The sequence below is a fragment of the Corallococcus sp. AS-1-6 genome, assembly GCF_020037015.1.
GTDB lineage: Bacteria > Myxococcota > Myxococcia > Myxococcales > Myxococcaceae > Corallococcus.
Window position 1 is genome coordinate 71,077 of sequence record NZ_JAIQDE010000019.1, and the last position, 25,828, is coordinate 96,904.

The window sequence follows — 25,828 nt, forward strand, 5'->3', positions numbered from 1 at the left end:
CGCGCGCCGGAAGCTGAGCGCTTCGGCCTACTTCTTCGCGGACGGCTTGTTGATGTTCGCGAAGAAGTCGTTGCCCTTGTCATCCACGACGATGAAGGCCGGGAAGTCGACCACGTCGATCTTCCACACGGCCTCCATGCCCAGCTCGGCGTACTCCAGCACCTCCACCTTCTTGATGCAGTCCTGCGCCAGGCGCGCGGCCGGGCCGCCGATGGAGCCCAGGTAGAAGCCGCCGTGCTTCTTGCAGGCCTCCGTGACGGCCGGGGAGCGGTTGCCCTTGGCCAGCATCACGAAGCTGCCGCCCTCCGCCTGGAACTGATCCACGTACGCGTCCATGCGGCCCGCGGTGGTGGGGCCGAAGGAGCCGGACGCGTAGCCCTCCGGCGTCTTCGCCGGGCCCGCGTAGTAGACCATGTGGTCCTTGAGGTACTGGGGCATGCCCTCGCCCCGGTCCAGCCGCTCCTTGATCTTCGCGTGCGCGATGTCGCGCGCCACCACCAGCGAGCCGGACAGGGACAGGCGCGTCTTGATGGGGTAGCGCGACAGCTCCGCGCGCAGGTCGCTCATGGGGCGGTTCAGGTCCAGCTTCACCACGTCGCCGGACAGGTCCGTGTCCGTCGTCTCCGGCAGGTACTTCGCGGGGTCCGTCTCCAGCGCCTCCAGGAAGACGCCGTCGCGCGTAATCTTGCCCAGCGCCTGGCGGTCCGCGGAGCACGACACGGCGATGGCCACCGGGCAGGACGCGCCGTGGCGGGGCAGGCGGATGACGCGCACGTCGTGGCAGAAGTACTTGCCGCCGAACTGCGCGCCAATGCCGGTGCGCTGGGTGAGCTTGAGCACCTCCTGCTCCAGCTCCACGTCGCGGAAGCCCCGGCCCAGCGCGTTGCCGGACGTGGGCAGCGAATCCAGATAGCGCGCGGAGGCGTACTTCGCCGTCTTCAGCGCGAACTCCGCGGACGTGCCGCCCACCACGATGGCCAGGTGGTACGGCGGGCACGCGGCGGTGCCCAGCGAGCGGATCTTCTGCTCCAGGAACGCCAGCAGGCTCTGCGGGTTGAGGACGGCCTTCGTCTCCTGGAAGAGGTAGCTCTTGTTCGCGGAGCCGCCGCCCTTGGCCATGAAGAGGAACTTGTAGGCGTCGCCGTCGGTCGCGTAGAGCTCGATCTGCGCGGGCAGGTTGTTGCCCGTGTTGACCTCCTTGTACATGTCCAGCGGCGCCATCTGCGAGTAGCGCAGGTTGGACGTGAGGTACGTGTCGAACACGCCCCGGGAGATGGCCGCCTCGTCGCCGCCGCGGGTGAGGACGTACTGGCCCTTCTTGCCCATCACGATGGCGGTGCCGGTGTCCTGGCAGGAGGGCAGCACGCCGCCCGCGGCGATGTTCGCGTTCTTGAGCAGCTCCAGCGCCACGAACCGGTCGTTGGACGACGCCTCCGGGTCCTTGAGGATGTTGTTGAGCTGCTGGAGGTGACCCGGGCGCAGCAGGTGCGAGATGTCCCGCATGGCCTCGCGGGTGAGCAGCGTGAGCGCCTCCGGCTCCACCTGGAGGAAGCTGCGTCCGCCGGCCTCGAACGTGGAGACGCCCTCCTTCGTGAGCAGGCGGTAGGGCGTCTCGTCCTTGCCAAGCGGCAGCATGTCCTGGAACTGGAAGTCACTCATCGCGGGCGGGTCTCTTCGAGAAGGGGTGGACGGCGGGGGACTCTACTCACGGGGCGGCGCGTGGGGCGGCACTTCGTAGAGGTAGACAGGCGTGCGGTACAGGTCCTGGAGCCTCACGAAGTGCACCGGCTTCCAACCCCGGAGCCCGAAGGTGTGGCTCAGGATGCGGGCCCCTGGCGGCAGCTCGGCCGCGAAGCGGGGCGCCAGGCGCGTCATGATGCCCGGGGACAGGTAGCAGACGACGCAGGTTGCGTCCTGGAAGGACGCGGCGAAGAAGTCCCCGCGGACGAGCGTGAGGTTCGCGCGGGGGGAGAGCCGCTGGCGCAGCCGGCTGAAGAGCCAGGGCAGCCAGGACAGCTCGTACGCGACGACGCGCGCCTGGGGGCAGTGGTCCGCCAGGCTGAAGGCCACGTCGCCCCAGCCCGAGCCCAGGTCCAGCACCGTGCCCCGGGTGTCCCCCGGGAGCATGGCCAGGAGCGCCCGCCGCACCCGGGGCGAGCTGGGCATGGGCGGCGCGCCGGTGCGCAGCGTGGAGACGACGATGGACAGCACCCCCACGAGGGGCACCGCCCAGAGGAGCAGGAGCAGGAGGAGGGAGCCGGTCGCGCTCACGGTCAGGCGCGCATCATCGCGCGGGAGCGCCCGCTCGTGGGGCCCTACTTGCGAGGGGGGTGGCTGGCCTCCGCGCGGACCACCCGGGGCGCGCTCGACTCCGGCGGAGGGCTGACGCGGGCGGGGGCGGGCGCCTCGGGCTCGATGAGCGCCCGGCCGAACACGAGGCACATCGCGGCCCCTACGCAGAGTGCCAGCACGTGGAAGTAGTACGCCATGGGACGTGAGTCCAAGCACGGACCATACCACCGGCGACCCTCCTCGGGAGGTGGGGGCGGGCGCGCCCCGGTTGTGTCCTTCCCGGCTACAAGCCCCGTCGACCGGTGGCCCTCCAGGCAACAGCCCCCTCACCCGGCGTCAAGCCTCCGCGGGGCACGGCCTTCACCCGGCGCCCGGGCGGCCTCAGACGGAGGGCGCGGACTCGGTGGCGTCCTGTTCCGGGCGGGGCGGGCGGTGGGCGGCGGACTCCAGCCGGTCCACGTCGCGCAGCTCCGGGAAGAGCCAGGCCCAGAGGCCCACGACGACGAGCGTGCCCACGGCGCCAATCACCACCGCGTGCACGGCGCCCAGGGCCTCGGCGAGCGAGCCCGCGCGGAACTCGCCCAGCTCGTTGGAGGCGCCGATGCACATCATGTTCACCGCGCCCACGCGGCCGCGCATGTCGTCCGGCGTGGAGACCAGCTCCAGCGTGTGGCGCACCACCACGCTCACCATGTCCGCCGCTCCGCCAATGGCCAGCGCCGCGAGCGACAGGGGCAGGGACGTGCTCAGGCCGAACACCAGCGTGGCCGCGCCGAACACCGCCACCGCGCCGAACATCTTCCACCCGGCGTGGCCGCCCAGCGGACGGAACGCGAGCAGCACCGCCACCACCGCCGCGCCCGCGGCCGGAGCGCTGCGCAGGAGCCCCAGTCCCCACGGGCCGGTGTGCAGCACGTCGCGCGCGTAGATGGGCAACAGCGCCACCGCGCCGCCCAGCAGCACCGCGAACAGGTCCAGGGTGAGGCTGCCCAAGAGCAGCCGCTTCTGGCGCACGAAGCGCAGCCCCGCGACGAGCGTCGTCAAGGAGATGGGCTCGCGCGACGCGCTGCCGGTGCGCACCTGGAGCGAGAGGATCCACACCACCGTGAGCGCGCACAGCGACGCGGACGTGATGTAGACGCCCTTGCCGCCCAGCCACCCATAGAGCAGGCCGCCCACGGCGGGGCCGGCGATGGTGGCCACCTGCCACGTGGTGGAGTTCACCGCCACCGCGCGCGTCAGCTCCTCCGGCGGCACCAGGTAGGGCGTGAGCGCGGAGCCCGCGGGCGCGTAGAAGGCCCTCGCGGTGCCGAACAGCACCAGCACCCCGTAGACGAAGCGCACGTCCTCGATGTGGCCCAGCGTGAAGGACAGCAGCAGCAGGCTGCACACCAGCATCACGCCCTGGCACAGGGCCAGGATGCGCCGGCGGTCGTAGCGGTCCGCCACCTGCCCGCCCAAAAGGCTGAAGGCGAGGAAGGGGACGAACTGGGCCAGGCCCGTGTAGCCCAGCGCGAGCGCGCTCCCGGTGAGCTCGTACACCTGCCAGCCGATGGCCACCGACTCGATCTGCGCCGCGAGCACCGCGCACAGGCGGGCCACCTGGTACAGCCGGAAGTCGCGGTGACGGAAGACGGACGTGGCGAGGACGGAGGGGGTGGCCATGGAGGTGGCTGCGCTGTAACGCAGCCCGTCCCCCTCCGCTAGCGGCAAGGGGCGCCCGGGCCCCGGCGCGGCTTATGAGGTCGCGCGCATCCGGTTCAGCCGGTCGTAGTGGCGGTAGCCCAGCTTGTCGAGCGCGGCGGGCGGCGCCAGGCCGATGTCCACCAGCGTCTTGATGTCGTACGTGCCCGCGAGCACCGGCGGCGCGTAGTTGGCCACCGCCTCCGGCGTGCGGAAGCCGGGCAGCGGGAAGAGCACCTGGCTGGTGTGCACGTGCATGAAGTGCGCGGCGGACTGGCGCTGCCACCCCGGCACGCCCGGCGCGGTGATGACGTGCGGCGTGGCCAGGAACGTGCCGCCGGTGAGGATCTCCAACTGCTGGCCCACCTGCGCCACGATGCAGCCCGCGGGCGCGGTGCCGCGCACCATGTGGCCGTTGGGCGCGTCCGGCGCCGCGCGCGTGCGCAGGTACAGGCCGCTCTGGTCATCCGGCTTCGCCGCGGGGCGGCCCGCCGGGTCCAGGAACCGGCCTCCGGGCAGCAGCGTCAGCAGGTTGAAGTCGGTGTGCTCCTCGCCCCAGAGGATGCCGGTGTTCACCTGGGTGGGGCCCAGCGGCAGGTACTGGAGCGCGCGCGTGACGTGGGGCGCCCGCTCGCACGCGGCGGTGAAGGTGGCCTCAGGCAGGTTCAGCGCCAGGGCGGCGCCGCGCAAGAGCTTGAGGCCGGCCTCGTGCAGCGCGGTGCCCAGGGTGAGCAGGCCCTCCTGGAAGAAGGGCGGCGCGTCGTCCGGCCAGATGTTCTCCGGGTACAGCTCCGGGAACTCCATGGCGGACTGCGGGTCCGTGGGCGTGGGCGCCGCGAAGTAGCACTCCTTGAAGTCCGGCTGCCCGTTGCTGGCGACGGCGACCTCCGTGTTGGGAGGCGTCCAGCCGCGCTGGTACCAGAGGTCCGCGCGGCCCAGGGGGCGCTTCTGCGCGTCCGGGCGGGCCACGAAGGCGGAGAACGCGTCGTAGAAGCGCTCCAGCGCCGGCGCGTCCACGCCGTGGTTCTTCACGAACACGAGGCCGAAGACGCCGAAGGCCTCGCGCAGGGCCGCCGCCGCGCGCTCCAGGCGCGCCGGTTCACCCGACGCCAGGTCCAAGAGGTCGACCGTCGGGATGTTCATCGTGGGGGTGTCCGCCATGGTGGGCCCAGGTGTATCGCGCCCGGGCCCGGCTGAGGAGGGGGAGCGTGCCCGCAGGCCCCTCCCGCTTCCGGGGAAATCCTGGAAGCGCCCCCTACCGCCTCACGGCACCCATCAGCGCGCGGCGACGGTGACGTCCACCGGGGCGCACGTCACGGGGGTGGACTGGTAGGCGCCGCCCGGCCGGGGGACGTCCTCCTTGCGCGTGGCCACGTCCATCAGCGCGTCGCGGAAGGTGATGCGGTAGGTGCCCGGCTTCTTGAAGTCCCAGGCCTGCGTCACCTCCACGGTGTTCTCCGCCGTCGCCCCGGGGGCGATGGCCGTGTAGCTGTCCGCGTTCGGGGCGGCGCGCTTCACCATGGGGCCCTGGTACGGGACCTCCTCGCCGTCGCGGGTCACCTCGAACACGGTGCCCAGGATGCCCTCCAGCGGCGTCTGCCACTTGAGCACCCAGACGGGGGACTCCGAGCGGTTGGTGAGCTTGAAGAGGACCTCGATGGGCTCGCCCGGCTTCGCCTTCGGGGGGACGCCGAGGGCGCACTCCAGCTTCGGGGTCGTCACGGCGGTGGGCTCCTTCGCGGGCTCGGCGGCGGGGGGCGGCGCGGGCGGCGGCGTCGCGGCGACGGGGGCCTGCTGTGGCGCGGGCGCTTCCGCGGGCTTCGGCGTACAGGCGGTGACACCGGCGGCGCTCAGCACCGCGAGCCATGCGAGGTTTCTTCGTCCCAGCCCCATGACGTGACGCTCCTTGTGTCGGGTACGGCGAAAAGAAAAAAGGGGCGCGAGCCCATGCGGCCCGCGCCCCGAAGTCAACGGACCCGCGTCACCTTACGGCAGCGAGGGGTTGTTCTCCGCGAAGTATTCGTGGCTGTCCGCGTTGTCGCGCGCGCGCGTCGGGTTGGACTTGGCCAGGTTCTTCGCGGCCGTCTGGCCGTAGGCCCAGTCGTCCGTGCCGGCCACGACGGTGAAGTGGCTCATCTCGTGGACCAGCGTGCCGGCCTTGGAGTCCGTGCCCGTGGTGGGCGCGCTCCAGAAGGCGCCGCACACGTAGATCTTGTACGGCGAGGACGGGTACACGTACGCGTACGTCCCGCTCTCGTTGCAACTGCAGTCCACGACGACGGCGGCGGACGCGAACGCGTTCTTGATGCTGCTGAAGTGCGTCTTGATGGTGTTCCAGTTGGTGGTCGAGTACGTGCCGAACCAGGTGGTGAAGCGGCTGGTCGCGGACGGCGTCCCGCTCAGGTAGCTGTACGCGTTGTTGGAGTAGGTCTGCGCGCCGCTGAACGCGGACGCGATGGCGCTCTGCTCGGTGCTGGTGCACGCGCCGGAGTACGACAGGCCCTGCGCCGTCACCTGGCGCATCGCCTCGGCCTCCTCGCGGCTGTTGCGGCGGCCCTCGATGAAGAGGCTGACCGAGTTGGACGACAGCGCCGCCACTCCCTCGCGCGCCTCCAGCTCGTAGCGGATGGTGTACGTGCCGGAGACGGACAGGTCATACGCGTCCGACACGGCGACCGGGCCGGAGATGCTCTGGCCGGGGGCCAGGGTGATGAGGTCCTCGGCGCGGCCCTGCACGCGCTTGAAGTGCGCGCCGGTGTACTCCACCGGCTGGCCGTCGCGGGACACCGACAGGCGGCCCTCGTTGAGGCCCTCGCCCGGCGCGTCCCACTTGTAGAGGCTCACCGGCGCGGAGGAGGTGTTCGTCAGCGTCACCTCCACCGTCACGCGCTCGCTGGCGGCCATGGAGGCCTTGCCCACGGAGACCCGCGCCGTCAGGGCGCCCTGGGCCTGCTCCGTGGCCTCGGTCGGGGTGGGCTCACCCTCCGCCGGAGGAGCGCCGCAACCGCTCAGCAGGGAGACGCCGACCACCGTGCCCATCAGCCACTTGAAACCGCGAAGGCTCTTGCTCACGAGGAACTTCCTTTCGGAAACGACGCGACGGAAAAACGCCCAGGGGGGAATGCCCGGGTCCGCATGCTTATAGGGGAAACCGGGCCCGCTGATGATGGCACGAAATACTGTGAAATAAATGCCTGCCGGTTATCCCGGTTCACGCCGCGTCGCGGCCAACCGTGTCCTGGAGCGTTAGTCTTCACGCGGCAGGGATGGCCTGTGGCACCAACCCGGACCCGGGGAAGGGGTGGCGGACGATGCGCGCGGTGGTGTTCGAGCACGAGGAGCACGAGGGGCCGGGCCTCTTGGGGCCGGCGCTGGAGGCGGCGGGCTTCACGCTGGTGCGGCGCTTCCGGACGGTGAAGCGCGAGGACGTGGACGCGCCGCTGGTGGTGGTGATGGGCGGGCCCATGGGCGTGTACGAGGCGGACGCCCATCCGTTCCTGAACGAGGAGCTGGCCTTGCTGGGAGAGCGGCTGGCGAATGACCGCGCGTGCGTGGGCGTGTGCCTGGGTGCGCAGCTCCTGGCCGCGGCGGCGGGGGCGACGGTGTCGCCGGGGAAGAACGGCTTCGAGGTGGGCGTGGGGCCGGTGCGCTGGACGCAGGACGCGCTGAAGGACCCGGTGGTGGCGGGCGTGAAGCCGCGCACCGCGGTGGCGCACTGGCACGGGGACACGTACACGCCGGTGCCCGGCGCGACGCTGCTCGCGTCCACGGACCGGTACACGCAGCAGGCCTTCCGCCTGGGGCGCTCCTACGGCTTCCAGTTCCACCTGGAGCTGACGGCGCGGGAGCTGGGGCGCTGGCTGGAGCTGGGCGCGGAGGACCTGGCGGCGCGGGGCAAGGACCTGGAGGCCTTGAAGGCGCAACTGCCCAAGCTGAAGGCGGCGGAGGCGGAGAACACGGAGCTGCTCCACCGGCTCGCGCATCAACTGGCGAAGGGCCTACGCTGACGGCCGTCCAAGGCAAGGGGAGGGCCGGACGCCATGAAGCTGACCCGCCTGCACGTCCACCACTACCGAGGGCTCGCGCCGGACACGGTGCTGACGTTCGGCCCTGCCCTGAACGTGGTGGTGGGCGCGACGGGCAGCGGGCGCACGACGCTGCTGGAGCTGGTGTCCGCGGTGCTGTGCTCGGACTTCTCCGGGCTCCTGCGGGAGCCTTTCGCGCTGGACTACGCGCTGCGCTTCGACGCGCTCACGGTGGATGTGGCCGTGCGCAACGAGTCTCCCGCGGCCCTGCCCGCCACCGCCGGGGAGGGCGGCCCTGGCGCCGCGTTGGCGCTGCCGCCGGCGGCGCTGGCGCATGGGCTGATGCCGTCCATCGTGGCGACGGTGCGGTGGGACGCGGCGGAGGACGCGCGGCTCGTCATGCGCGCCAGCGCCACGGGCTTCGCGTGTGAGGTCGCGGGCGCGGCCGGCTTCTCCAAGCGCATGCACTGGTCGGTGCTGGACCGGTCCGTGTGGACGCTGCTCTTCATGGCCGCGCAGTACCTGGAGCGCGGCGTGAAGGACCGGCTGAAGGACCTGCTCCGGGAGACGTTCCTGCTGGCGCCGCCGCGCTTCGACGAGGCGCTGGGCATGTTCGAGCGCATCGGCGCCATCCGCTACGCGATGGAGCAGCGCGGTGAGGAGCTGTTCCCGCTGGGGCTCATGGCGCTGCCCACGTGGATGCCGGGCTGGCTGCGCGAGCAGGTGGAGCGCGAGCCCGTGCCCCCGTCGCTGCTCCTGCGCCACGACGCGCTGCCCCAGGGCTTCCTCGCGCGCTTCGTGACGCTGGCGGGGTTCGCCTCCGGCACGCTCACGGTGGACGTGACGGAGACCACGCCGTTGTCCCAGGGCGGGCGGCTGGGCTTCAGCGGCTTCCGCTTCGCGTTCGTGCGTCCGGACGGCACGCCGGTGGCGCAGGAGCAACTGGGCCATGGACAGAAGCGGCTGCTGTCCTTCCTCTACTACCTGGACGTGCACGAGGCCTTCGTCATCGCGGACGAGCTGGCGGACGGCCTGCATCCGGACCTGGTGCGCGCGTGCGTGCGGGACATGGGGGCGCGGCAGGCGTTCGTCACCAGCCAGAACCCGCTGCTGCTGGAGCAACTGGAGTTCGCCCACGCGGAGCAACTGCGCGCGTCGTTGATCCGCTGCGAGGCGGGCCCTGGACGGGGCGGCTGGCGGTGGACGCAGCCCACGCCGGAGGAGGCCGCGCGGTGGTTCGACGTGTACCGCGCGGGCTCCGTGCCGCTGGGCGCGGTGCTGCGCGCCCAGGGCTTCGGGTGATGCTCAGGGCGCCGTGGACCCCTTGAAGAGGAAGTCGTCGGTGAGGCCGCGCGAGACCAGGCTCCTTCCGCCAAGGTGGAGGGTGCCGGAGAAGTAGCTGATCCCCACGAACGCGCCCTGCTTGTTCACCGCCACGTCCGTGAAGTACGGGCGCCCGGTCGAGCTGTACGTGTGCCGCCACTGCGGGTGCCCCTCGATGCGCTCCAGCCTCGCGGTGAAGAGCGTGTAGCCGGAGGCGGAGTCCGGCTCGATGGATGCTCCGCCCACGACGACGGCGTCGTCCTCCGCCACGGCGACCGCGCTGACGGCCTGCGGGTAGGCGCGCGCCCAGCGCTCCTCGCCGGCCCGGGTCCACGCGGCGAGGAAGCCCGCGCCCGGGACCGGGGGCGTGATGGTCCGGCCGCGGAACGTGAAGGCGCTGCTGAACTGGCCGCCCACCACCACGCGGTTGCCGTGCACGGCGATGCTGGCGGCTCCGCCCGACGCGCCCACCAGCGACCGGGCCCACGCCACCGTGCCCGAGGGGGCCACCTTCCAGACCTGCGGGTCGGGGTACAGGATGCCCGCGACGTAGAAGGCGTCCGCCTCATCCACCGCGACGCTGGCGCCGACGCTCAGGATGAGCTGCTCGCGGAAGGTCCACTGCGCCGCGCCGGTGGCGTTGAACTTCGTGAGGAAGGCGGTCTCGACGTCCGTCACCTGCGAGGAGTTGGGCCCCAGGCCGAAGTCCACCGTGCGGAAGGCGGTGCCCGACATGGCGATGCCGTCCTGCGAGTCGGTGACCAGGTCCCGAGGGGAGATGTTGCCCGTGAAGTGCCGGGCCCACTGGAACTGCCCCGTCTTGCTCAGCTTCAGCAGGAAGGCCCCCGGCGGCTGGAGCCCCGCGCCCAGGTCGATGGCCTCGTTCGACGTCCCCGCGACGAGGACGTGGCGCTCCCGGTCCACCGTGAGCGCCACCGCGTTGACGAAGTTCTGTCCGCCAGGGGGCAGCACGCCCTCGTAGGCGCGGGTCCACAGGAGCGCGCCGGCCGTCGTGTACTTCGCCACCGCGAAGCCAAAGCTGTCGGGGTTCCCGGAGCCGACGGGGCCCGCGCCCAGGTCCACGCTGCCCTGGTAGAGGAACAGCGCGAGGATGTTGCCGTCGCGGTCGAAGGCCACCGCGTGGGCCTCGTCGAGCCGGCTGGAGCCCAGGTGCTTCACCCAGGCGAAGTCGTTCCACGAGGCGCTGGCCTCCTGGCGCTGCGTCATCGGCCGCGGGGGTGGCCCGGCCGTCTCCGGAGGAGCGCACCGCGCGAGCGCCAGCACCGCCACGACGCCCCAGAGCAGGCGCCCGCCTCGAATCATCCGCATCGAACCCATGCTCGCTCCCGCCGTCCGCAAGGGCAGACAGCCCGTGCGAGGTAGGAACGCTCCGGCCCCGGGGACACTGCACCCGGGGGCGGGCTGGGTTTGACGGCTGGACGATCCGGGCCGCCGTGTCTCAGCGGCCGGAGAGCAGCTCCGTGGTGAAGGAGAAGCCGCCCAGCAGGTACGGCATGGCGTTCACCCGGTTCTCATGCTTGAGGTACCACCCGGCGATGAGCAGCACGGTGGGCTTGCTCATGAGGCCGCCCGGCCGGGTGTCAAAGGCATACGCGACGAGCGGGCCCACGCGGATGTGCTCGTTCGTGGGCAGGCTGCGGCCGGGCAGCGGCTCCACCGCGTTCGCGTCCTCGTCGTAGCGGGGCCACACCGCGGAGAGCCGGGCGCCCAGCGTCCACTGTCCGGCCAGCCAGAGGAGGTCCGTGTCGTTGGCGAGCACCCAGCCCTTGCCGGGCACCAGCGTGTCCAGCGTTGGGTCGTAGAACGTGCCGCGGGTGCCGCCGTCGCGCAGCGACACGTTCCAGTACTCGATGGCCAGCTTCGTGCGCAGCGCCACGGACTTCACCTTCGCCTGGAGCATGGGCTCCACGAAGAAGTGGTGCCCGGAGGTGCCGTACGCGGCGTCGTTGGTCGCGCTGCGCAGGTCGTCGTCGTAGCGCTGGAAGGAGTCCGGGTACGACTGGACGCTGCCGAAGGTGCCGAAGAACTGGACGTACTCGTAGCCGGCGCGGAGGTTGAGGATGGCCAGCGGCTGCAACTCCACCGTGGGCCCCAGCTTGAAGAAGGCGGGGCTCAGCTTGAGGCTCGCGCCGGCGCTGGCGTACGTGTCGCGCAGCAGCAGCGAGGGGCTGTCGAAGAGGCGCTTCTGGTAGATGAGCCGGTTCTGCGACTCGAGCCCCAGCGGGTTGTAGCGGACCACGTTGAGGGTGGTGAAGTAGACGCGCCGGTCGGGCAGGGTCGGCTGCACCGGCGGCGGCACGTCCTCCGTGACGGGCGGCTGGGGCTGCTGCGCGGCCACGGGGGCGCCCAGGCCCAGCAGGGCGAGCAGCGCAACGCGCGTGAGCGCCTTCGACAGGGACGGGGGGCGGACAGACGTGGGGCGCGGCGGGAACTCGTTCGCGGGCATGCGTCCTCTCGGCGGAGTCCGCGGGTGCGGCCCCCGGGCAAGGGCCACCCGTCGCGGGCGGCGGGAGCGTCGTGCACCTGACGCGGGCGCATCAAGACGCACCAGGACGAAGCCGGATGACACCCGGCGTCACCGGCAGGCCCACGGCTCGCGGGCCGAGGCTCAGAACGTGAGCTGGCAGCGGGACAGGAGCGCGTTCTCGGGGGCGCGGTCGCCGCCGTCCGGGGCGCCGCCCACGTAGTTCGTGCGGTGGAAGTTCAGGGCGAAGCGCACGCGCCGGTTGAGGGCGAACGTCGTGGCGACGCCGAAGCCCTTCGCCTCGCTCACCGAGCGCGCGGGGTTGGCGAAGCGGGGGAACGCGGCGTCGTCCAGGTCCAGCGCGTGGTAGCGCGCCGCCACCTCCAGCGCGCCGCCCGTGAGCGTCTTCGGGTCGAAGGGCTTCGCGGGCCGCGCGCCCTCGAAGGACGCCTTCCCCCCGAACACCCACGACACCGCCGTCTGCCACGCGTGGTGGTGCAGCCGGGCGCGCGCGTCCGCGGTCCGCACCTCCTGTGACGAGCGCACGTACTCCGCGAGGAGGCCGAAGGACCCCCAGTAGAAGTGGCCCTGGGGCGCGAGCCGCAGGTGCTGGCCGTGGGCCGTCACCAGCTCGCCGGTGTCCGCGTTGCCGAGGTAGCTGAAGATGACCTGCTGGCCCGTGCTGCGAAAGGGCGCGAGCCCGGTGTTGGTGGCGGTGCCGAACTGGAGGCCGCGCGTCACCGCGATGCCCAGGCCCAGCCCCTGGAGGAAGGACGGCGCGCGGCCCTTGAAGGGCAGGGCGAAGACGCGGGCGGCCAGGTCGAAGCTGTCGTCGGTGTTGGCGTCGGTGCTGGCGCCGTCGGGGTCTCCATTCACCACCGCCAGCGAGTACTGCCACCGGCCGCCCTCGCCCTCGCCGTGCAGCTCCAGGCCCTCGTCGCGGTTGGGGACCAGGTCCACCGTGAGCGAGCGCTCGATGAAGGGGTTGTCCATGTCGGACTGGAGCAGCTCCAGGCCGAACGGCGTCTTGAACCGGCCCGCGCGCAGGCGCACCCATTCCCCCGGGCGGAAGTCGATGAACGCGTCCTGGATGATGGACTGCCCGACGCCGAAGTCCGGCATGAGGCGGAAGTCGATGAAGCCGAAGAGCGTCCCGTCCAGGATGGGGCGCATACGCCGGACGAGGAACGTGTTGGTACCGGTGCGGTCCGTGTCCGCCAGGAAGAAGCGCCCGTCGCCCTGGAGCTGGCCGCGCGGCTTGAGCACGAAGGCCTTGTCCGCGGAGGACAGCGTGAAGCCCTCCTCGGAGATGCTGATGATCGGCGGTCGCGCCGCCGTGGTGGGCTCGGAGGCAGGCGGGGATGCGGATTCCTCGGCCCGGGCGTGAGCGCGGGGCGCGGCGAGCAGCAGGCCCGTGGCGGCGAGGAGGGCGGGAGCGCGGAGCGTGGACACGCAGGGACCTTGGGGGACGGGCTCCAGGAGGGCGGCGTGCCCCCGCGTCCGTCGGGCGAGCCCCGGAAGCGGACGGGCACGTTGGAGGCGGGAAAGTCTTGATGTCAAGAATCACGGGGAAGACCTGTTGTCACCTTCACTTGCCGGACCCGGGAAGGTCTGGTTCATGCTTGGCGGCATGTCCGTGACCAGACCCCGCGCCGCATCGATGTACGTCGACTTGGACCGCGACGCGTGGCGCGAGCTCCGGGCCTCCACGCCGCTGACGTTGACGGCGGAGGAGGTGGAGAAGCTGCGGGGGCTGGGGGACCGGCTGGACCTCCAGGAGGTGGAGGACGTCTACCTGCCGCTGTCGCGGTTGCTGCACCTGCAGGTGGCGTCAGCGCAGTCGCTCTGGGCGGCGCAGCAGGCGTTCCTGGGCTATTCGGTGCGCAAGGTGCCGTTCATCATCGCCATCGCGGGCAGCGTGGCGGTGGGCAAGAGCACGACGGCGCGCATCCTCCAGGCGCTCCTGGCGCGCTGGCCGGATCATCCGCGCGTGGCGCTGGTGACGACGGACGGCTTCCTGCACCCCAACCGGGTGCTGACCGAGCGTGGCATCATGAACCGCAAGGGCTTCCCGGAGAGCTACGACCGGCGCGCGCTGGTGCGCTTCCTGGCGGAGCTGAAGGCGGGGCGCGAGGAGGTGACGGCGCCGGTGTACTCGCACCTCGTCTACGACATCGTGCCGGAGGAGGCGCAGTCCATCCGGCAGCCGGACATCCTCATCCTGGAGGGGCTCAACGTCCTGCAGACGGGGCCGGTGGAGGGCGGGCGGCTGCCGCAGACGTTCCTGTCCGACTTCTTCGACTTCTCCATCTACGTGGACGCGAGCGAGACGGACATCCGCCACTGGTACGTGGAGCGCTTCCTGCGCCTGTGGGAGACGGCGTTCCGGGACGAGCGCTCCTTCTTCCGGCGCTTCTCCGAGTTGACGCGCGACCAGGCGATTGCCCGGGCCGCGTCGGTGTGGGCGGAGATCAACGGGCCCAACCTGGCGGAGAACATCGCGCCCACGCGCTCACGGGCGAGGCTCATCCTGGTGAAGGGCAGCGACCACAAGGTCCGCCGCGTGCGGATGCGCAAGCTGTAGCTGGGGGAGGACGGACATGGCACCACGGATGGGTTCGCTCTGGGACGCGGTGGGGAACACGCCGCTGTTGCGCATCGGCTCGCTCAGCCGCCGGACGGGCTGTGACATCGTCGCCAAGGCGGAGTTCATGAACCCGGGCGGCAGCATCAAGGACCGGGCCGCGAAGGGGATGATCCAACGCGCGGAGGCGACGGGGCAGTTGAAGCCGCGCGGAACCCTTGTAGAGGGCACCGCGGGCAACACCGGCATCGGCCTGGGCTTGCTGGGCCGCGAGCGCGGCTACCGCGTGGTGGTGACGATGCCGGACAACCAGGCGCGCGAGAAATACGAGTACCTGGAGGCGATGGGCGTGGAGGTGCGGCGGGTGCCGGCGGTGCCGTTCTCCAATCCCTCGCATTTCTTCCACCAGGCGCGCGCGCTGGCGGAAGCGAACGGCTGGGCGTGGATGAACCAGTTCGAGAACACGGCGAACGGCGACTTCCACTACGAGACGACGGGGCCGGAGATCTGGGAGCAGGCGGAGGGCCGGGTGGACGTGCTGGTGGCGTCGGTGGGCAGCGGCGGCACGCTGTCCGGCACGAGCCGCTACCTGAAGGAGAAGAACCCGGCCCTGCGAGTGGTGTTGGTGGATCCGCCGGGGTCGGGGCTCTATTGCCAGGTGCGCGCGGGGAAGATGGAGACGGCGGGGAGCTCCATCACGGAAGGCATTGGCATCATGCGGCTGACGGAGAACTTCCGGCAGGCGCGCGTGGATGAAGCGATGCGCCTGGAGGACCAGGACATGCTGGAGATGCTCTACCACCTGGCGCGTGAGGACGCGCTGGTGGTGGGCACCTCCGCGGCCCTGAACGTGCGGGCCGCCTGGGAGGTGGCGCGCAGGCACCAGGGACAGGGGCTGCGCATCGTCACGTTCCTGTGCGACCACGGCAGCCGCTACGCCTCCAAGGTGTTCAACCCGGAGTTCCTCGCGTCCAAGGGGCTCACGGTGAAGCCACTGCCAGCTTGAGGGTGGGCTCCGCGGGCGCCTCCTCCTTGGCGGTGAGGGACAGCTCCAGGCTCCGGGCGACCAGGGCCTTGAGCGCCCACACCTCAGGAATCGTCTGGATGTAGATCCGGCTGATGCCGAACGCCGAGGGGGACGCTTCGACCTCGAACCCCGCGGCGAGCGTCTTCGCCTCCTCGACCGGGACCCAGGTGGCGATGCACTTGCGCTTGCCATTGCCGAAGAACCGCACGAACCACTTCGTGGGCTTCTTGTAGGACACGTTGAAGTAGTTCGAGGTGTCCCGGTAGAGGACGTCCTCCGCCGCGTGGCCGTTCTTGGTGCAGATGTCCCGGACGACGCCGAAGAAGGTCAGCTCCTCCTCGGTGGTCTCCACGGCGACGCGGGTCTTGTCGTCACCCGGGGCACGGGGCTCCGTGTCGAAAGGCTTCGCGCTGTCCGCCTTCACCACGTTGGGCCCGTCCTTGGCGGCGGGCGCCTCGGTGCCTTCGTTCAGGCGCTGGATGCGCTCCTTGAGCTTGTCGAGGAAGTCATCGCCCATGACGCGGAGGAGGGTGGGCTCGATGGCCTCCTTCGCGACCTCCGCGAGGCGCTCCATCACGGCGGTTGTCCGCTTCCCCTTGTAGATGTCCTCGGTGAGCCACTTGAGGAAGCCCTCGTGCTCGCCGGGGGATTTGAGGGCGGCGGACAGCTTGTCGATCATCCCCTGGCGGTAGCGGCTGTTCTCCGCGTCGGTGATGAGCGTCGTGGCGTTGAAGGCTTCGCGGCTGAACTTGGAGAGGAACTTCGCGACCTTGGCCCAGTCCGACTTCGTGTCCTCCAGGGAGAACGTGAAGAAGGGCTCCGGGTCCATGACGTTGGGGTTCTCCAGGTCTCCGAAGAACAGGTAGTGGCACCCATCCGTGATGATGCCGAAGTGGAGCTCCGGGAGCTGGGAGAGGTAGCGGGCCAGTTGCTGGGCGCGCGACTTGAGGTCCGTGCCCAGGGGCTTGGTCTCGATGACGATGAGGGGCTTCTGTCCCGTCTGGTCGAAGATGGCGAAGTCCATGCGGTCCGGCAGCTTCTTGCCGTCGCCCTGGACGAAGTCCGCCGCGTATTCGAGGCGAACCTCCCGGGGAAGACCGGGGTCGTAGCCCAGCAGCCGGATGAAGGGGACCACCAGGGCCAGCTTGGCGGTCTCTTCGTTGGAGATGAAGGCCTTGGAGTCCTGATAACGCTTGACCAGCTCCAGCAGTTGATTCGCGTCCACGGTATCCCCCCTGCAACCCGTCGAGCCCGGGCCGTGCCAGCAGTGAGAACAGACTGGCGACGTCCACGACTACAAGCTGTTTGGATTCCGCTTGGCCATACCTCCTATGGGGGAGACGGCGTCGAAGGAGGGATTGGAGGACGCTCGTCACGTCCTCCCAGCGACCGCACCTCCACGCGGAGCGGGAGCTCGAGTGCCTCGTCCTCCGCAACGGATGAAGCCAGGTCGCCAGGGCCACGCGCCTCGCCACAGGGCTGTACTTCGCGCGCTTCATCCTGTGCGACGGCGGGAGTAGGTAATCCGGCGGCACCCGCCTCGGTGCTGGGGCGCATCTCCAGTGCATCGCCTTGCGAGGTGGCTGGCTCATGAGTACCGAGAGACTCCTCCCGGACGCACGAGGCCTCGGGGTACACAGTTTCCTGCGGAGCGGGGGAGAAGGCATTCAGCACAAGCTCATCGCAATCCTTCATCAGCGCCGGCAGCTCGTGCTGAAGCGCCCGCACGTCGCGCTCGTGCAGGATTGCCATCGCACGGGAGGCCCACTCGCGCAGCGCGGCTCCGCCCAAGAGCGGCAGCAGTCTGGCTGCGCCTCCCATGAAGGCCCGTTGCAGGGACTGGACGAGGAGCACATGCCCGGGCCGCTCCGCCACGCGCGCCGCCTCCCGAAGCAACTCGAATTCCGCCTGGGCGCAGGTTGCCCCCGACTCCCAGCGCGCCGCGTCCTGGAGCCGGAAGCACGCGCTCCCCAGCCGGTCCAGGTCGCGGTCCGAGGCCCTCGCGCAGCAGTCGGCCAGCAGTTCCACCAGCACCTGCCGCTTGAGGCTGAAGTAGCCCTCCAGAAGCCACCGGGCCTGCGGGGAGCGCGCGTCATGCAGCGCCAGCCCCAGGTTCTCCAGCGTCAGCGATTCATCCAGGGCCACCGCGCGAGTCTTTCGCCCGGGGCGCTGCACCACCAGGCCCCGCGCCGCCAGCCGCCGCAGTGCCTCGCGGATGGTGCCCCGGCACACCTCATAGCGACGCGCCAGCTTCGCTTCGGAGCCAAACTGCCCGCTCGGGTGCAGCCGCCCCAGCGCGATATCGCGCTCGATTTGCGCTTCCACGTACGCCACGAGTCCTCGCCGCTCCATCCCCATCCCCCTCCTCGTTCCAGCGTCGCCATCCCACCACAGGGGTCTGACATGGACGTGCGGGCCCACCTTCCGCGTCGCGGACTTGCCGGGCCCGCCCCCGGGCGGCGGGAGGCGAAAACCTGTCCGACTGTCGGACAGGTTTTGAGGCAACCGGCCCCGGGCGGGCGCCTCTGTCCGCGCCCATCTTGGTGTTCATGCACGCACGAAGTCGCGCGTTCCCAAACCAGCCGACGTCGGCTCCATGCGGCGGATACCTGTCCGACTGCCGGACAGGTTTTGAGGCAATCGGTCTCGGGTGGGCGTCTCTGTTCGCGCCGCACCTTGGGGTTCGTGCACGCACGACTTCGTTCACCTTCTGGGTCGTTGCGGCCTCGGGTCCATGGGGCGAGAACTTGCCCGACAGTTGGACAGGTTTTGACGCAACGGGGCCCGGGCGGGTGGAGCCCTGTCCACGCTCCACCTTGGTGTTTGCGAACACGCGACGTCGAGCCCCGCCCAGTCCTGTGCGGCCTCAGGCCCATGCGGTGGAAAGCGGTCCGACAGTTGGACAGGTTCTGTGGCAACCGGCCCGGGTGGGCGCCTCGGTTCATGGCCCATCCTTGGGCCCCGCGCGCGCATGACATCATGCGCCTCCCAGTCAGGTGCGGCCCCGCCCCTTGCGGTGGAACGCGGTCCGACAGATGGACAGGTTTTGAGGCAACCATGCCCGGGCGGGCGCCTCGGTTCATGGCCCATCCTTGGGACCCGCGCATGCACGACATCATGTGATTCCCAGTCGAGCACGGTCTCGCGCCCTTTGCGGTGGGAAGCGGGCCTACTGTCGGACAGGTTTTGGAGGAACCAAGGCCAGGCGGTCGCCACTGTCTGTTCCATGCCTTGGTGTTTGCGTACGCATGAAGTCGCGCCCCTGCCGGTCCAGCGTGGCCTCGGGCTCCAGGCGCTGCTTGGTCCAACTGTCGGACAGGTTCTGCGGGAACCGAGCCCAGGCGGACGCCTCTGTCCGTGGCTCCAATTGAGGGGCTCACGTTTGACGCCGCGCTGCTGCGGAGCGGGTGCGGCCTCGGGGCCGGGCGTGGAGGTGGGGCGGAGTGTCGGACAGGTTTTGAGGGAGCTGGCCCGGGTGGGCGCTTCCCTCCGTGTCATCCTGCTGGCTTCAGCGCATGCACGCTGTCGCGACCCCCTGCCGCGCTTCTTGAGGCTCGCGTCATCACTCGGACCCTTGAATCGATGGGGTTGTTACCGAACCTCTGGCGACCTGCCTAGGATGCGCGCCGTCCTCTTCCTTCATGGAGCTTCGATGGTGCGCACCCGGCTCGTAGGTCTCCTGGCGTTGCTGTTCGTCGCGGTCCCCTTTGTTTCGGGGGCTCAGGATGCCGTGGCTCCGGCGGCCGTGGCTTCTGGCGATGAGGCGACGCATCAGGCGCTGCGCGCCATCAAGCAGGACATGGAGGACGCGCTCAACAAGCAGGACCTGGACCGGCTGCTTTCGCACCTGCATCCGGACGTCGTGTTCTCCACCATGAACAACGACGTTCGCGTGGGGAAGGACGCCATCCGCGCGTACTACGCGGAGATGCTGGGTGGCCCGAACAGCGTCGTGAAGAAGGTCACCGCGAAGTTCGACGTGGATGCGCTCACGCGCCTGTATGGCAACGCGGGCGTCGCGTATGGCTCGTCGCTGGACCACTACATCCTGAACGACGGCACGGACCTCGTCATCAACGGGCGGTGGACCTGCACCCTGGTGAAGGAGGGCGACCAGTGGCTCATCGCCGCGTTCCACTACTCCACCAACGTGTTCGACAACCCCCTGCTCACCAAGGTGAAGAACGCCGCCATGGGCTTCGGTGCGCTGGTCGCGGTCGCCGCGCTCGGCGCGGGGTTCTTCATCGGACGTCGGGGACGCCGGCCGGCGACGGCTTGAGCGCGAGCCGCATGGGCTGGCGCTTGCCGTAGGTGAGCGAGCGCCACAGCCACTCGGCCGGACCGAAGCGGAAGCGTGACAGCCAGGCGTGGCTCAGTGGAATCTGGAGCGCGAACACCAGCAGGGTCAGCGCCACGCAACGTGATGGAGGCAGCCTGCCGATGAGGCCCAACCCCCAGCCGTCATACAGCCAGAGGCTCACCACCGTCTGCATCAGGTAGTTGGTGAGCGCCATGCGCCCCACCGGGGCCAGGATGCCCAGCCACCTGCGCCAGCGCTCCTTCTGGAAGAGCAGGGCGAAGGCGGCCACGTAGGCCGCGGCGAGGCCCAGGTAGCCCATCTCCTGGATCGCGGACAGCGTGAACATCCAGTGGGCTTTCGACGGGTCCAACAGCCCCGCGAGCCGCAGGTGCTGCACCACCACTCCCGCGCCATTTCCCAGCACGCCCAGCACCAGCCCCCAGCCCAGCATCCTCCGGTGCCAGGCGCGGTGGCGCTCCACGTCCTGGAGCAACAGGTGCCGCCCCGCGAGCAGCCCCAGCAGGAACCGGCCCAGGATGAAGATCATCCACAGCAGCCGCTTCAACGTGGGCAGCATGTACTGGAGGAAGTGCGCGTTCGCGGCCTGCGTCGTCCACAGTGAGTCGCTCTGGAGTCCCAGCAGCAACTGCTCCCGCGTCTGGGCCTCCATCGCCTCCGTGGCCTTCGCCGCGTCGGCCGCCGCCTGCGCTCCGTTCAGCAGGATGGGGCCGAAGTGGAGGAGCGCTGGCACCAGCAACGGCACCACCACGACCGACAGCCCCACCCACACCAGCAGCGTCCGGTCCGAACGGTCGCGGAAGAGGAGCAACGCGAAGCCCAGCAGGGCGTAGGTGGAGAGCACGTCTCCCGCCCAGAGCGCCGTGAGGTGCACCACCCCGATGCCCAGCAGCACCAGCAGGCGCCGTGAATAGACCGGGACGACGGAGGCCCCTCGGGCCTCGGCTCGCGTCAACTGGATGGAGAACCCCAGTCCGAAGAGGAAGGCGAACAGCGTGACGAACTTCTGGTTCACGAAGAAGTGGTAGAGCGCCGTGACGGCCGCCTCGAAGGGCGGCGCCGCCAGTGACTGGGCCTGCTCCCGGGGCATCAGGACCCGGCCGCTGAACCAGGCGAAGCTGTTCGACACGAAGACGCCCCACAGCGCGAAGCCTCGCAGCACGTCCAGGAGCGGCAACCGTTCGGAGACATCCACCGGACGGGCGCCGGAAGTGGAAGGAGCGGAGTCGGACATGCGTGCAGCAGATGCCTGTGCTCGCTTCGCGTCAACGCATGCACCACGTCGTCCCGCGCGGCCTCACTCCACGCGCAGGGAGGACGACCCCGTGTGAAGGACTCAGGAGATTCCGAGCACCGGCGCTTCGCGCAGGAAGGGCATGCGACGCGGCAGCTTCCGGGCCCAGAAGGCTTCCACCGACCTGTGGAAGAGGCGCAGCAGCGCGACACCCTGTCTGCCTTCCAGGTGGGCCAGCTCGTTCGCGGAGCGGTCCAACAGCGCGCGGGCTCGCTGGTACTCGCCGCGCACCCAGGCCCGTCCGGCTTGCGCCGTGAGCAGCGAGTCGAAGTCCTCGGGACGATGTCCCTGGGCGCGCACCTCCGTGGCGACGTGCTCGGGCACGTTGAAGAGCCCCTGTGCCAGGTCCTCTCTCAGGTCGCGCATCACGGAGCACCAACCCAACGCCGCGAGCAGGGAAGGGGCGTCCTCGGCTCGCACCTGGGCATCCGCGACGTGCAGCATCAGGCTCACGGACAGCCGGAAGGTGTTCCCCAGTTGGGTCTGGAGCGTTGCCGCGTCCCACCAGCGCTCATCGCGCACCCGCTCCCGGTCCCGGCGCATCGTGCGCACCAGCTCCAGCACCTGCTCGCGGGCCGTTGGGCCGGTCAGCTCCGTGAGCAGCACTCGGCCCAGCGACATCGCGGTGTCGTGGAACTCCGTCGCGGGGCCCGGCGCTCCGGTCTCCAGCGTGCGCAGGAGCGCGTCGATGGCGTCCAGCGGTTCGCCTTCGACGGGACGGTCTCCATCCAGGACGTCATCCACCATCTGGAGGAAGCAGAACCCCACCCGCGCTCTTCGCGCCTTGCGCCAGCGCCCCAGGGACTGCTGGTACAGCGCGAGCGCGATGAGCCCGTAGCGCGGATGCCTGCGCGCGAAGCGGTACAGCTCCCTCGCGCAGAGGGCTTCCACCCGCACGGCTTCGAGGAAGGCTTCCTTCCGGACCCGGGGCGCCACGACACGCCACGTGCCCCAGGCGAGCAAGGCTCCCGCGAATACGTCCACCAGGTGGTGCTCGTGGATGAACAAGGTCGATGCGGCGATGGCCAGTGCCCAGAGTGTGAAGACGGTGCTCGCCACCGGTCCTGAACGCTCGCGGTAGGCCAGTGCCGCCGTGCAGGCGAAAGCGACGTGGAGCGATGGCAGATAGTTTCGCTCCAGGTTCATCGTGTCCGCGGCCTGGAAGACGGATGCCCAGACTCCGGTGACGGCGCGCGGCGGCCACGCCACCTCCACCGGCAGGACGAGGAAGCAGAGCGCACCGAGCACCGTCTCCGCGCACAACGTCAGCGCGAAAGGGAGCATCTGTCTCCACGTCCGGAAGATGAACAGGGACACGAGCAGCAGCACATCCATGCTGACGTAGACGGCGGCCCAGCCGGGCATGAAGGGGATGTGCTGTTCGAAGGGCAGATCCACCCGCAGGCCGCCGGAATAGAAGCCTGTCACCCAGCTCGCGCCGCCGTACACCGCGAGGAAGAACAGCGCCAAGCCGACCGTCATCGCGCCCGTGCGCTTCAGTTCCTCCGACGTGGGCCAGCCGAAGAGCGGACCCTTCGTGCTCAATCCCTTCTTCGCGGACGCGCTCACTTCGTCTGCTCCGGGAAAGGACGAGGGCCTCGCCACATGGACAGCCAGATGCGCAGGAAGGAGGGCCGCTCGGCCCCCTCGTCCACGTAGCGGCCCAGGTAGAGCCAGGGCACATGCGGGTACCGGTGGTGCGCCCGGTGGTAGTGATAGTTGAGGAACACCCAGCGCACCGGCGCCGCGACCTTCAGGTCCCATGCTCCTTCGCGCACGTCCAGCGGCGACCACGCGTGGTCCGCGTACTGCAACGAGCTCCAGTTCACCGCGAACGCCGCGTAGCAGAGGGCCCACCCCGCGAGCGTCAGGTCCAGCGCGTATGCCAGCCCTGCCTGCACCGCCAACATTCCCAGCACCTCCGCTCGGATGGCCGTCCCCGGTGCATCCTCCAGCCGCCCCAGGTATGCGTCCGCGCCCGTCTGTTCCCCGTAGCGCGTGCCCGGACCTCGCAGCCTCCGCAACAGGCCCGGCGCGAGCGCGAACACCAGCGCCCCCAGCGGTACGAACAGCCAGTAGACGCCGGTCAGGATGACGTACCACTGCGCATACTTGAGGACGCGGTGGTCGCCCGGGTGCAGGTAGTCGAACTGCTCGCGCGCCGTGCGGTTGTACCGGTGATGCGTGAGGTGGAAGGCGCGCTGCAACGTGAAGGACGTGGGGAAGAACGTCGCCGCCAGCCGGCCCAGCCCGTCGTTGAGCCGCCGCGACGGGTGCAGCACCCCATGCGTCGCTTCGTGCAGCAGCGAGAACACCGTGTTGTTCACGTAGGAGAACACCCCGGCCGCCACCAGCCGCACCCAGAGGGCTTGCGCGTGCGACGCCGTCCACATGCACAGCGCCCCCGCGCCCATCGCCACGACCAGGAGCCCCGCGTTGAGCGCGGCGGGAATCGGCGGGGTGTCATCGGCGCGCATCGTCCCCGTCCTCGGGCAGGCCCACGGCGAAGTCGAGCAGTTGGCGCATCACCGGGTCCGCCGTCGCCGTCGCGACGTTGAAGCGCATGCCGTCCAGCACGGCCACGTCCCGGCGCAGGAACGACGTGTAGAGCCACCGCGACACCCCGAGCACCAGCGCCGCCGCGCCTGGAATCCGCCCCGGCCTCGCCGCGACGGCGAGCCGCACCGACGTGCCCTCCGCCACGGGCGTCAGGCTCGCGAGCAGCAGTCCCCGCGCCCGGCCCAGGTCGCTCTTCACGGAGATCAACGTCCCGCCGTGCAGCGTGAGCTCCACGCGGATGCGGTTGCCGGACAGCGCCTTCATCAGCCGGTCGCTCGCGCCCGTGCCGATGACGCGCGACGTGTAGCGCAGCCGCAGGGTGTACCGGTCCGGGGTCTCCCAGGCCGGCGTGTCCCACAGCTCCCGGTGGTGCACCGTGCGCAGGTGGTCCAGGTCGAACGAGTTCGCCGCGAGCGGCAGCCACGGACAGCCCACCGTCACCGCAGGCCCCACGTCCCAGACGTGCTCCCCACCTCCCAGGTCGGGTGGGGGAAACAGCGCCTCGGGGCCGTTGAACACCAGCACCCCGCCGAAGCGCTCCTCCACCGGCCACGCCCGGGGCCCCGGCAGGGCGGACACGTCGCTCCGGCCGGGCACGGCGCGGCAGCGGCCCCCTCCGTCGAAGCTCCAATGGTGCAGCGGACAGCGCAAGAGCTCGCCCTGGACGGTGCCGTGCTTCAGGTGGGCCCCCAGGTGGGGACAGTGCGCGGACAGGGCGTGGACCCGGCCCTGCTGGCTCCGGAACAGCACCACCTCCTGGCCCCCCACCTGGACGCCCATCGCGTGGCCGGGCCGCAGGGACTCGGACGGGGTCACCAGGTACCAGGAGCGCGGGCGCGAGGGCCCGGGGAGACGGTCCGGAGCCACCCCGGCCAGGACGGGAACAACCATGCCCGGACCCTACCGGACCCGGTGTCTCCAGGGCCACGGGGGCGCCGGTCGAGACTGGCTTTACGCCCGGGTTCCTGGTTAGTCAGGCGCTGGTGGAACCGGGCGCGCCGCCCCAACGGGGTGGGCCTGGGAAGGGACGTGTGACATGGCAGGCGATACGGCGGGCAGCAGTCGGGGCGGTTCGTTGCGGGGCGGCACGCTCCAGGTGGTGCAGTCCCTGGCGGCGCAAGGCGAGCCGGAGCGCGCGGCGCAGCTCTACGAGGAGCTGGGCGCGGCGCAGCGCGAGCGGCTTCGCAAGGAGGCCGCGCAGGGGACGGTGAAGGAGCGCCACTGGCTGGTGGACGTGCTGCGCCGGGCGCGTGACTTCACGGGCGCGGCGCGGCTGCTGGACGGCAGCGGCGATGACGTGTCCGTGGCGGACCTGTACGCCCAGGGCGGTCAGCACGTGGCGGCCGCGGAGGCGTACCTGCGCGCGGGCGAGGTGGAGCGCGCCGCGGCGGCCTTCGAGCGGGGCGGGGCGCTGGAGCGCGCGCTGGAGGTCTACCGGGGCCTGGGCGCCCGCGAGTCCATGGCGCACTGCCTGGTCCGCCTGGGCCGCCCCTTCGAGGCCGCGGACCTCTACCACGAGCTGGGACAGGCCCACGCGGAGGCCGAGGCCCTGGGCGGCGTGCTCGCGGAGGACCCTCGCTACGTCGAGGCCGTGCTGCGCACGTGCAAGGTGCTGGACGCCGGTGGCTTCACGCACCGGGCGCTCGCGGTGCTGGCGGACGCGCTGAGCAGCGCCGAGCACCTGCGCGCGGATCCCGTGCTGGTGACGGAGAAGGCGCGGCTCCTGCGGCGCATGGGCCTGGACGTGGAGGCGGAGGCGCTGCTCGCACGGCTGGCCGCGGGCTCGACCCTGCCGGAGGCCAGCGGCTACCGCTTCCTCAAGGCCATCCCCATCTTCGGCGAGCTGCCGCTGGAGGACATGAAGGACCTGTACCGGCTGGCGCGGCCCGTGACGGCCACGCCGGGCATGGTGCTGCTGGAGAAGGGGGCTCCCGGCACGGGGCTGTTCGTGCTGCTGGAGGGCACCGTGGACGTCTACTCCGGCAACGAGCCGAACGCGCGGCACCTCAACACGCTGGGGCCGGGCTCGTTCCTGGGAGAGATTTCCCTCGTGCAGGACGGTCCCGTGTCCGCGAACGTGCGCGCGAAGACGGCGGTGCGCGCGCTGCGCATCACCCGCGAGAGCTTCCAGCACTTCCTGGCCACGCACGACGCGGCCTCGCTGCACATCTACCGGCTCTTCACGCAGAACCTCGCGGCGCGCGTGCGGGCGCTGAGCGGCTGAACGCGCACAGGGCC

At 70.6% G+C, this 25,828-nt stretch carries 22 protein-coding genes; 6 read left to right on the forward strand and 16 right to left on the reverse strand.

Translation table 11 applies throughout. The features are described 5' to 3' along the window. Positions 1-27: 27 nt before the first annotated feature. From K8612_RS24535 to K8612_RS24565, 7 genes are all read right to left on the reverse strand, one after another. Positions 28-1,659, reverse strand: coding sequence for a fumarate hydratase (locus K8612_RS24535; RefSeq protein ID WP_223742809.1), 1,632 nt, complete (start codon positions 1,657-1,659; stop codon positions 28-30). A gap of 42 nt (positions 1,660-1,701) precedes the next feature. After that, entirely contained in the window at positions 1,702-2,271 is a 570-nt protein-coding gene (locus K8612_RS24540; protein ID WP_223764070.1) for a class I SAM-dependent methyltransferase, read from the reverse strand. Positions 2,272-2,315: 44 nt separating this feature from the next. After that, positions 2,316-2,489: a hypothetical protein gene (locus K8612_RS24545; protein ID WP_223742807.1), complete on the reverse strand. Its 174-nt coding sequence runs from the start codon at positions 2,487-2,489 to the stop codon at positions 2,316-2,318. 184 nt (positions 2,490-2,673) lie between these two features. Then, entirely contained in the window at positions 2,674-3,957 is a 1,284-nt protein-coding gene (locus K8612_RS24550; protein ID WP_223742806.1) for an MFS transporter, read from the reverse strand. Between the two features lie 72 nt (positions 3,958-4,029). Beyond that, positions 4,030-5,136: an isopenicillin N synthase family oxygenase gene (locus tag K8612_RS24555; protein WP_223742805.1), complete on the reverse strand. Its 1,107-nt coding sequence runs from the start codon at positions 5,134-5,136 to the stop codon at positions 4,030-4,032. Positions 5,137-5,250: 114 nt separating this feature from the next. Continuing rightward, positions 5,251-5,868, reverse strand: a complete 618-nt coding sequence (locus K8612_RS24560) for a protease (protein ID WP_223764071.1) — start codon at positions 5,866-5,868, stop codon at positions 5,251-5,253. A gap of 93 nt (positions 5,869-5,961) precedes the next feature. After that, positions 5,962-7,047, reverse strand: coding sequence for a M35 family metallo-endopeptidase (locus K8612_RS24565; protein WP_223742803.1), 1,086 nt, complete (start codon positions 7,045-7,047; stop codon positions 5,962-5,964). 239 nt (positions 7,048-7,286) lie between these two features. On the opposite strand from K8612_RS24565, the gene K8612_RS24570 reads away from it, so the two are divergent. Next, a complete protein-coding gene (locus K8612_RS24570; RefSeq protein ID WP_223764137.1) occupies positions 7,287-7,982 on the forward strand; it encodes a glutamine amidotransferase in 696 nt (231 codons plus the stop codon). A gap of 33 nt (positions 7,983-8,015) precedes the next feature. Further along, a complete protein-coding gene (locus tag K8612_RS24575; RefSeq protein ID WP_223764072.1) occupies positions 8,016-9,302 on the forward strand; it encodes an AAA family ATPase in 1,287 nt (428 codons plus the stop codon). Between the two features lie 3 nt (positions 9,303-9,305). Here the strand turns inward: K8612_RS24575 and K8612_RS24580 are convergent, their stop codons facing one another. The 3 genes from K8612_RS24580 to K8612_RS24590 all read right to left on the reverse strand — a co-directional run bounded on the left by K8612_RS24580 (position 9,306) and on the right by K8612_RS24590 (position 13,260). After that, positions 9,306-10,652, reverse strand: a complete 1,347-nt coding sequence (locus tag K8612_RS24580) for a hypothetical protein (protein WP_223764073.1) — start codon at positions 10,650-10,652, stop codon at positions 9,306-9,308. 130 nt (positions 10,653-10,782) lie between these two features. Beyond that, complete coding sequence (locus K8612_RS24585) at positions 10,783-11,790, reverse strand: hypothetical protein (RefSeq protein WP_223764074.1); 1,008 nt, start codon at positions 11,788-11,790, stop codon at positions 10,783-10,785. Between the two features lie 162 nt (positions 11,791-11,952). Then, positions 11,953-13,260, reverse strand: a complete 1,308-nt coding sequence (locus tag K8612_RS24590) for a porin (protein WP_223764075.1) — start codon at positions 13,258-13,260, stop codon at positions 11,953-11,955. 178 nt (positions 13,261-13,438) lie between these two features. Here K8612_RS24590 and coaA point away from each other — a divergent pair, with 178 nt between their 5' ends. Together coaA and K8612_RS24600 are read left to right on the forward strand one after the other, a co-directional pair. Beyond that, positions 13,439-14,392, forward strand: a complete 954-nt coding sequence (gene coaA, locus K8612_RS24595; RefSeq protein ID WP_223742797.1) for a type I pantothenate kinase — start codon at positions 13,439-13,441, stop codon at positions 14,390-14,392. A gap of 16 nt (positions 14,393-14,408) precedes the next feature. After that, complete coding sequence (locus tag K8612_RS24600) at positions 14,409-15,398, forward strand: cysteine synthase A (protein ID WP_223764076.1); 990 nt, start codon at positions 14,409-14,411, stop codon at positions 15,396-15,398. On the opposite strand, the gene K8612_RS24605 is transcribed toward K8612_RS24600, so the two are convergent. Next, positions 15,373-16,644, reverse strand: a complete 1,272-nt coding sequence (locus K8612_RS24605) for a type I restriction enzyme HsdR N-terminal domain-containing protein (protein WP_223764077.1) — start codon at positions 16,642-16,644, stop codon at positions 15,373-15,375. The genes K8612_RS24600 and K8612_RS24605 overlap by 26 nt on opposite strands. A gap of 104 nt (positions 16,645-16,748) precedes the next feature. Next, positions 16,749-17,777, reverse strand: a complete 1,029-nt coding sequence (locus K8612_RS24610; protein ID WP_223764078.1) for a FadR/GntR family transcriptional regulator — start codon at positions 17,775-17,777, stop codon at positions 16,749-16,751. A 1,387-nt stretch (positions 17,778-19,164) separates the two neighbouring features. Between K8612_RS24610 and K8612_RS24615 the strand changes: the two genes are divergently transcribed. Then, positions 19,165-19,698: an SgcJ/EcaC family oxidoreductase gene (locus tag K8612_RS24615; RefSeq protein ID WP_223742793.1), complete on the forward strand. Its 534-nt coding sequence runs from the start codon at positions 19,165-19,167 to the stop codon at positions 19,696-19,698. On the opposite strand, the gene K8612_RS24620 is transcribed toward K8612_RS24615, so the two are convergent. The 4 genes from K8612_RS24620 to K8612_RS24635 all read right to left on the reverse strand — a co-directional run bounded on the left by K8612_RS24620 (position 19,661) and on the right by K8612_RS24635 (position 24,481). Continuing rightward, entirely contained in the window at positions 19,661-20,971 is a 1,311-nt protein-coding gene (locus K8612_RS24620) for a DUF418 domain-containing protein (protein WP_223764079.1), read from the reverse strand. The genes K8612_RS24615 and K8612_RS24620 overlap by 38 nt on opposite strands. A 102-nt stretch (positions 20,972-21,073) precedes the next feature. After that, positions 21,074-22,600: a phosphatase PAP2 family protein gene (locus K8612_RS24625; protein WP_223764080.1), complete on the reverse strand. Its 1,527-nt coding sequence runs from the start codon at positions 22,598-22,600 to the stop codon at positions 21,074-21,076. Further along, positions 22,597-23,508 carry a fatty acid desaturase gene (locus K8612_RS24630; RefSeq protein ID WP_223764081.1) on the reverse strand — a complete coding sequence of 304 codons (912 nt, stop codon included), beginning with the start codon at positions 23,506-23,508 and terminating at the stop codon, positions 22,597-22,599. The genes K8612_RS24625 and K8612_RS24630 overlap by 4 nt, the downstream gene beginning before the upstream one ends. Continuing rightward, positions 23,495-24,481: a Rieske 2Fe-2S domain-containing protein gene (locus K8612_RS24635; RefSeq protein WP_223764082.1), complete on the reverse strand. Its 987-nt coding sequence runs from the start codon at positions 24,479-24,481 to the stop codon at positions 23,495-23,497. Before K8612_RS24635 ends, K8612_RS24630 begins: the two co-directional genes overlap by 14 nt. 145 nt (positions 24,482-24,626) lie before the next feature. Here K8612_RS24635 and K8612_RS24640 point away from each other — a divergent pair, with 145 nt between their 5' ends. Next, entirely contained in the window at positions 24,627-25,814 is a 1,188-nt protein-coding gene (locus K8612_RS24640; RefSeq protein ID WP_223742788.1) for a cyclic nucleotide-binding domain-containing protein, read from the forward strand. The last annotated feature ends 14 nt before the right edge of the window (positions 25,815-25,828 follow it).

Coding starts and splice junctions, on each gene's coding strand:
- K8612_RS24585 (WP_223764074.1), bottom strand. CDS start 11,790: ATGCCCGCGAACGAGTTCCCGCCGCGCCCCACGTCTGTCCGCCCCCCG.
- K8612_RS24600 (WP_223764076.1), top strand. CDS start 14,409: ATGGCACCACGGATGGGTTCGCTCTGGGACGCGGTGGGGAACACGCCG.
- K8612_RS24580 (WP_223764073.1), bottom strand. CDS start 10,652: ATGCGGATGATTCGAGGCGGGCGCCTGCTCTGGGGCGTCGTGGCGGTG.
- K8612_RS24630 (WP_223764081.1), bottom strand. CDS start 23,508: ATGCGCGCCGATGACACCCCGCCGATTCCCGCCGCGCTCAACGCGGGG.
- K8612_RS24555 (WP_223742805.1), bottom strand. CDS start 5,136: ATGGCGGACACCCCCACGATGAACATCCCGACGGTCGACCTCTTGGAC.
- K8612_RS24570 (WP_223764137.1), top strand. CDS start 7,287: ATGCGCGCGGTGGTGTTCGAGCACGAGGAGCACGAGGGGCCGGGCCTC.
- K8612_RS24620 (WP_223764079.1), bottom strand. CDS start 20,971: ATGTCCGACTCCGCTCCTTCCACTTCCGGCGCCCGTCCGGTGGATGTC.
- K8612_RS24610 (WP_223764078.1), bottom strand. CDS start 17,777: ATGGGGATGGAGCGGCGAGGACTCGTGGCGTACGTGGAAGCGCAAATC.
- coaA (WP_223742797.1), top strand. CDS start 13,439: ATGTCCGTGACCAGACCCCGCGCCGCATCGATGTACGTCGACTTGGAC.
- K8612_RS24640 (WP_223742788.1), top strand. CDS start 24,627: ATGGCAGGCGATACGGCGGGCAGCAGTCGGGGCGGTTCGTTGCGGGGC.
- K8612_RS24550 (WP_223742806.1), bottom strand. CDS start 3,957: ATGGCCACCCCCTCCGTCCTCGCCACGTCCGTCTTCCGTCACCGCGAC.
- K8612_RS24635 (WP_223764082.1), bottom strand. CDS start 24,481: ATGGTTGTTCCCGTCCTGGCCGGGGTGGCTCCGGACCGTCTCCCCGGG.
- K8612_RS24535 (WP_223742809.1), bottom strand. CDS start 1,659: ATGAGTGACTTCCAGTTCCAGGACATGCTGCCGCTTGGCAAGGACGAG.
- K8612_RS24545 (WP_223742807.1), bottom strand. CDS start 2,489: ATGGCGTACTACTTCCACGTGCTGGCACTCTGCGTAGGGGCCGCGATG.
- K8612_RS24575 (WP_223764072.1), top strand. CDS start 8,016: ATGAAGCTGACCCGCCTGCACGTCCACCACTACCGAGGGCTCGCGCCG.
- K8612_RS24560 (WP_223764071.1), bottom strand. CDS start 5,868: ATGGGGCTGGGACGAAGAAACCTCGCATGGCTCGCGGTGCTGAGCGCC.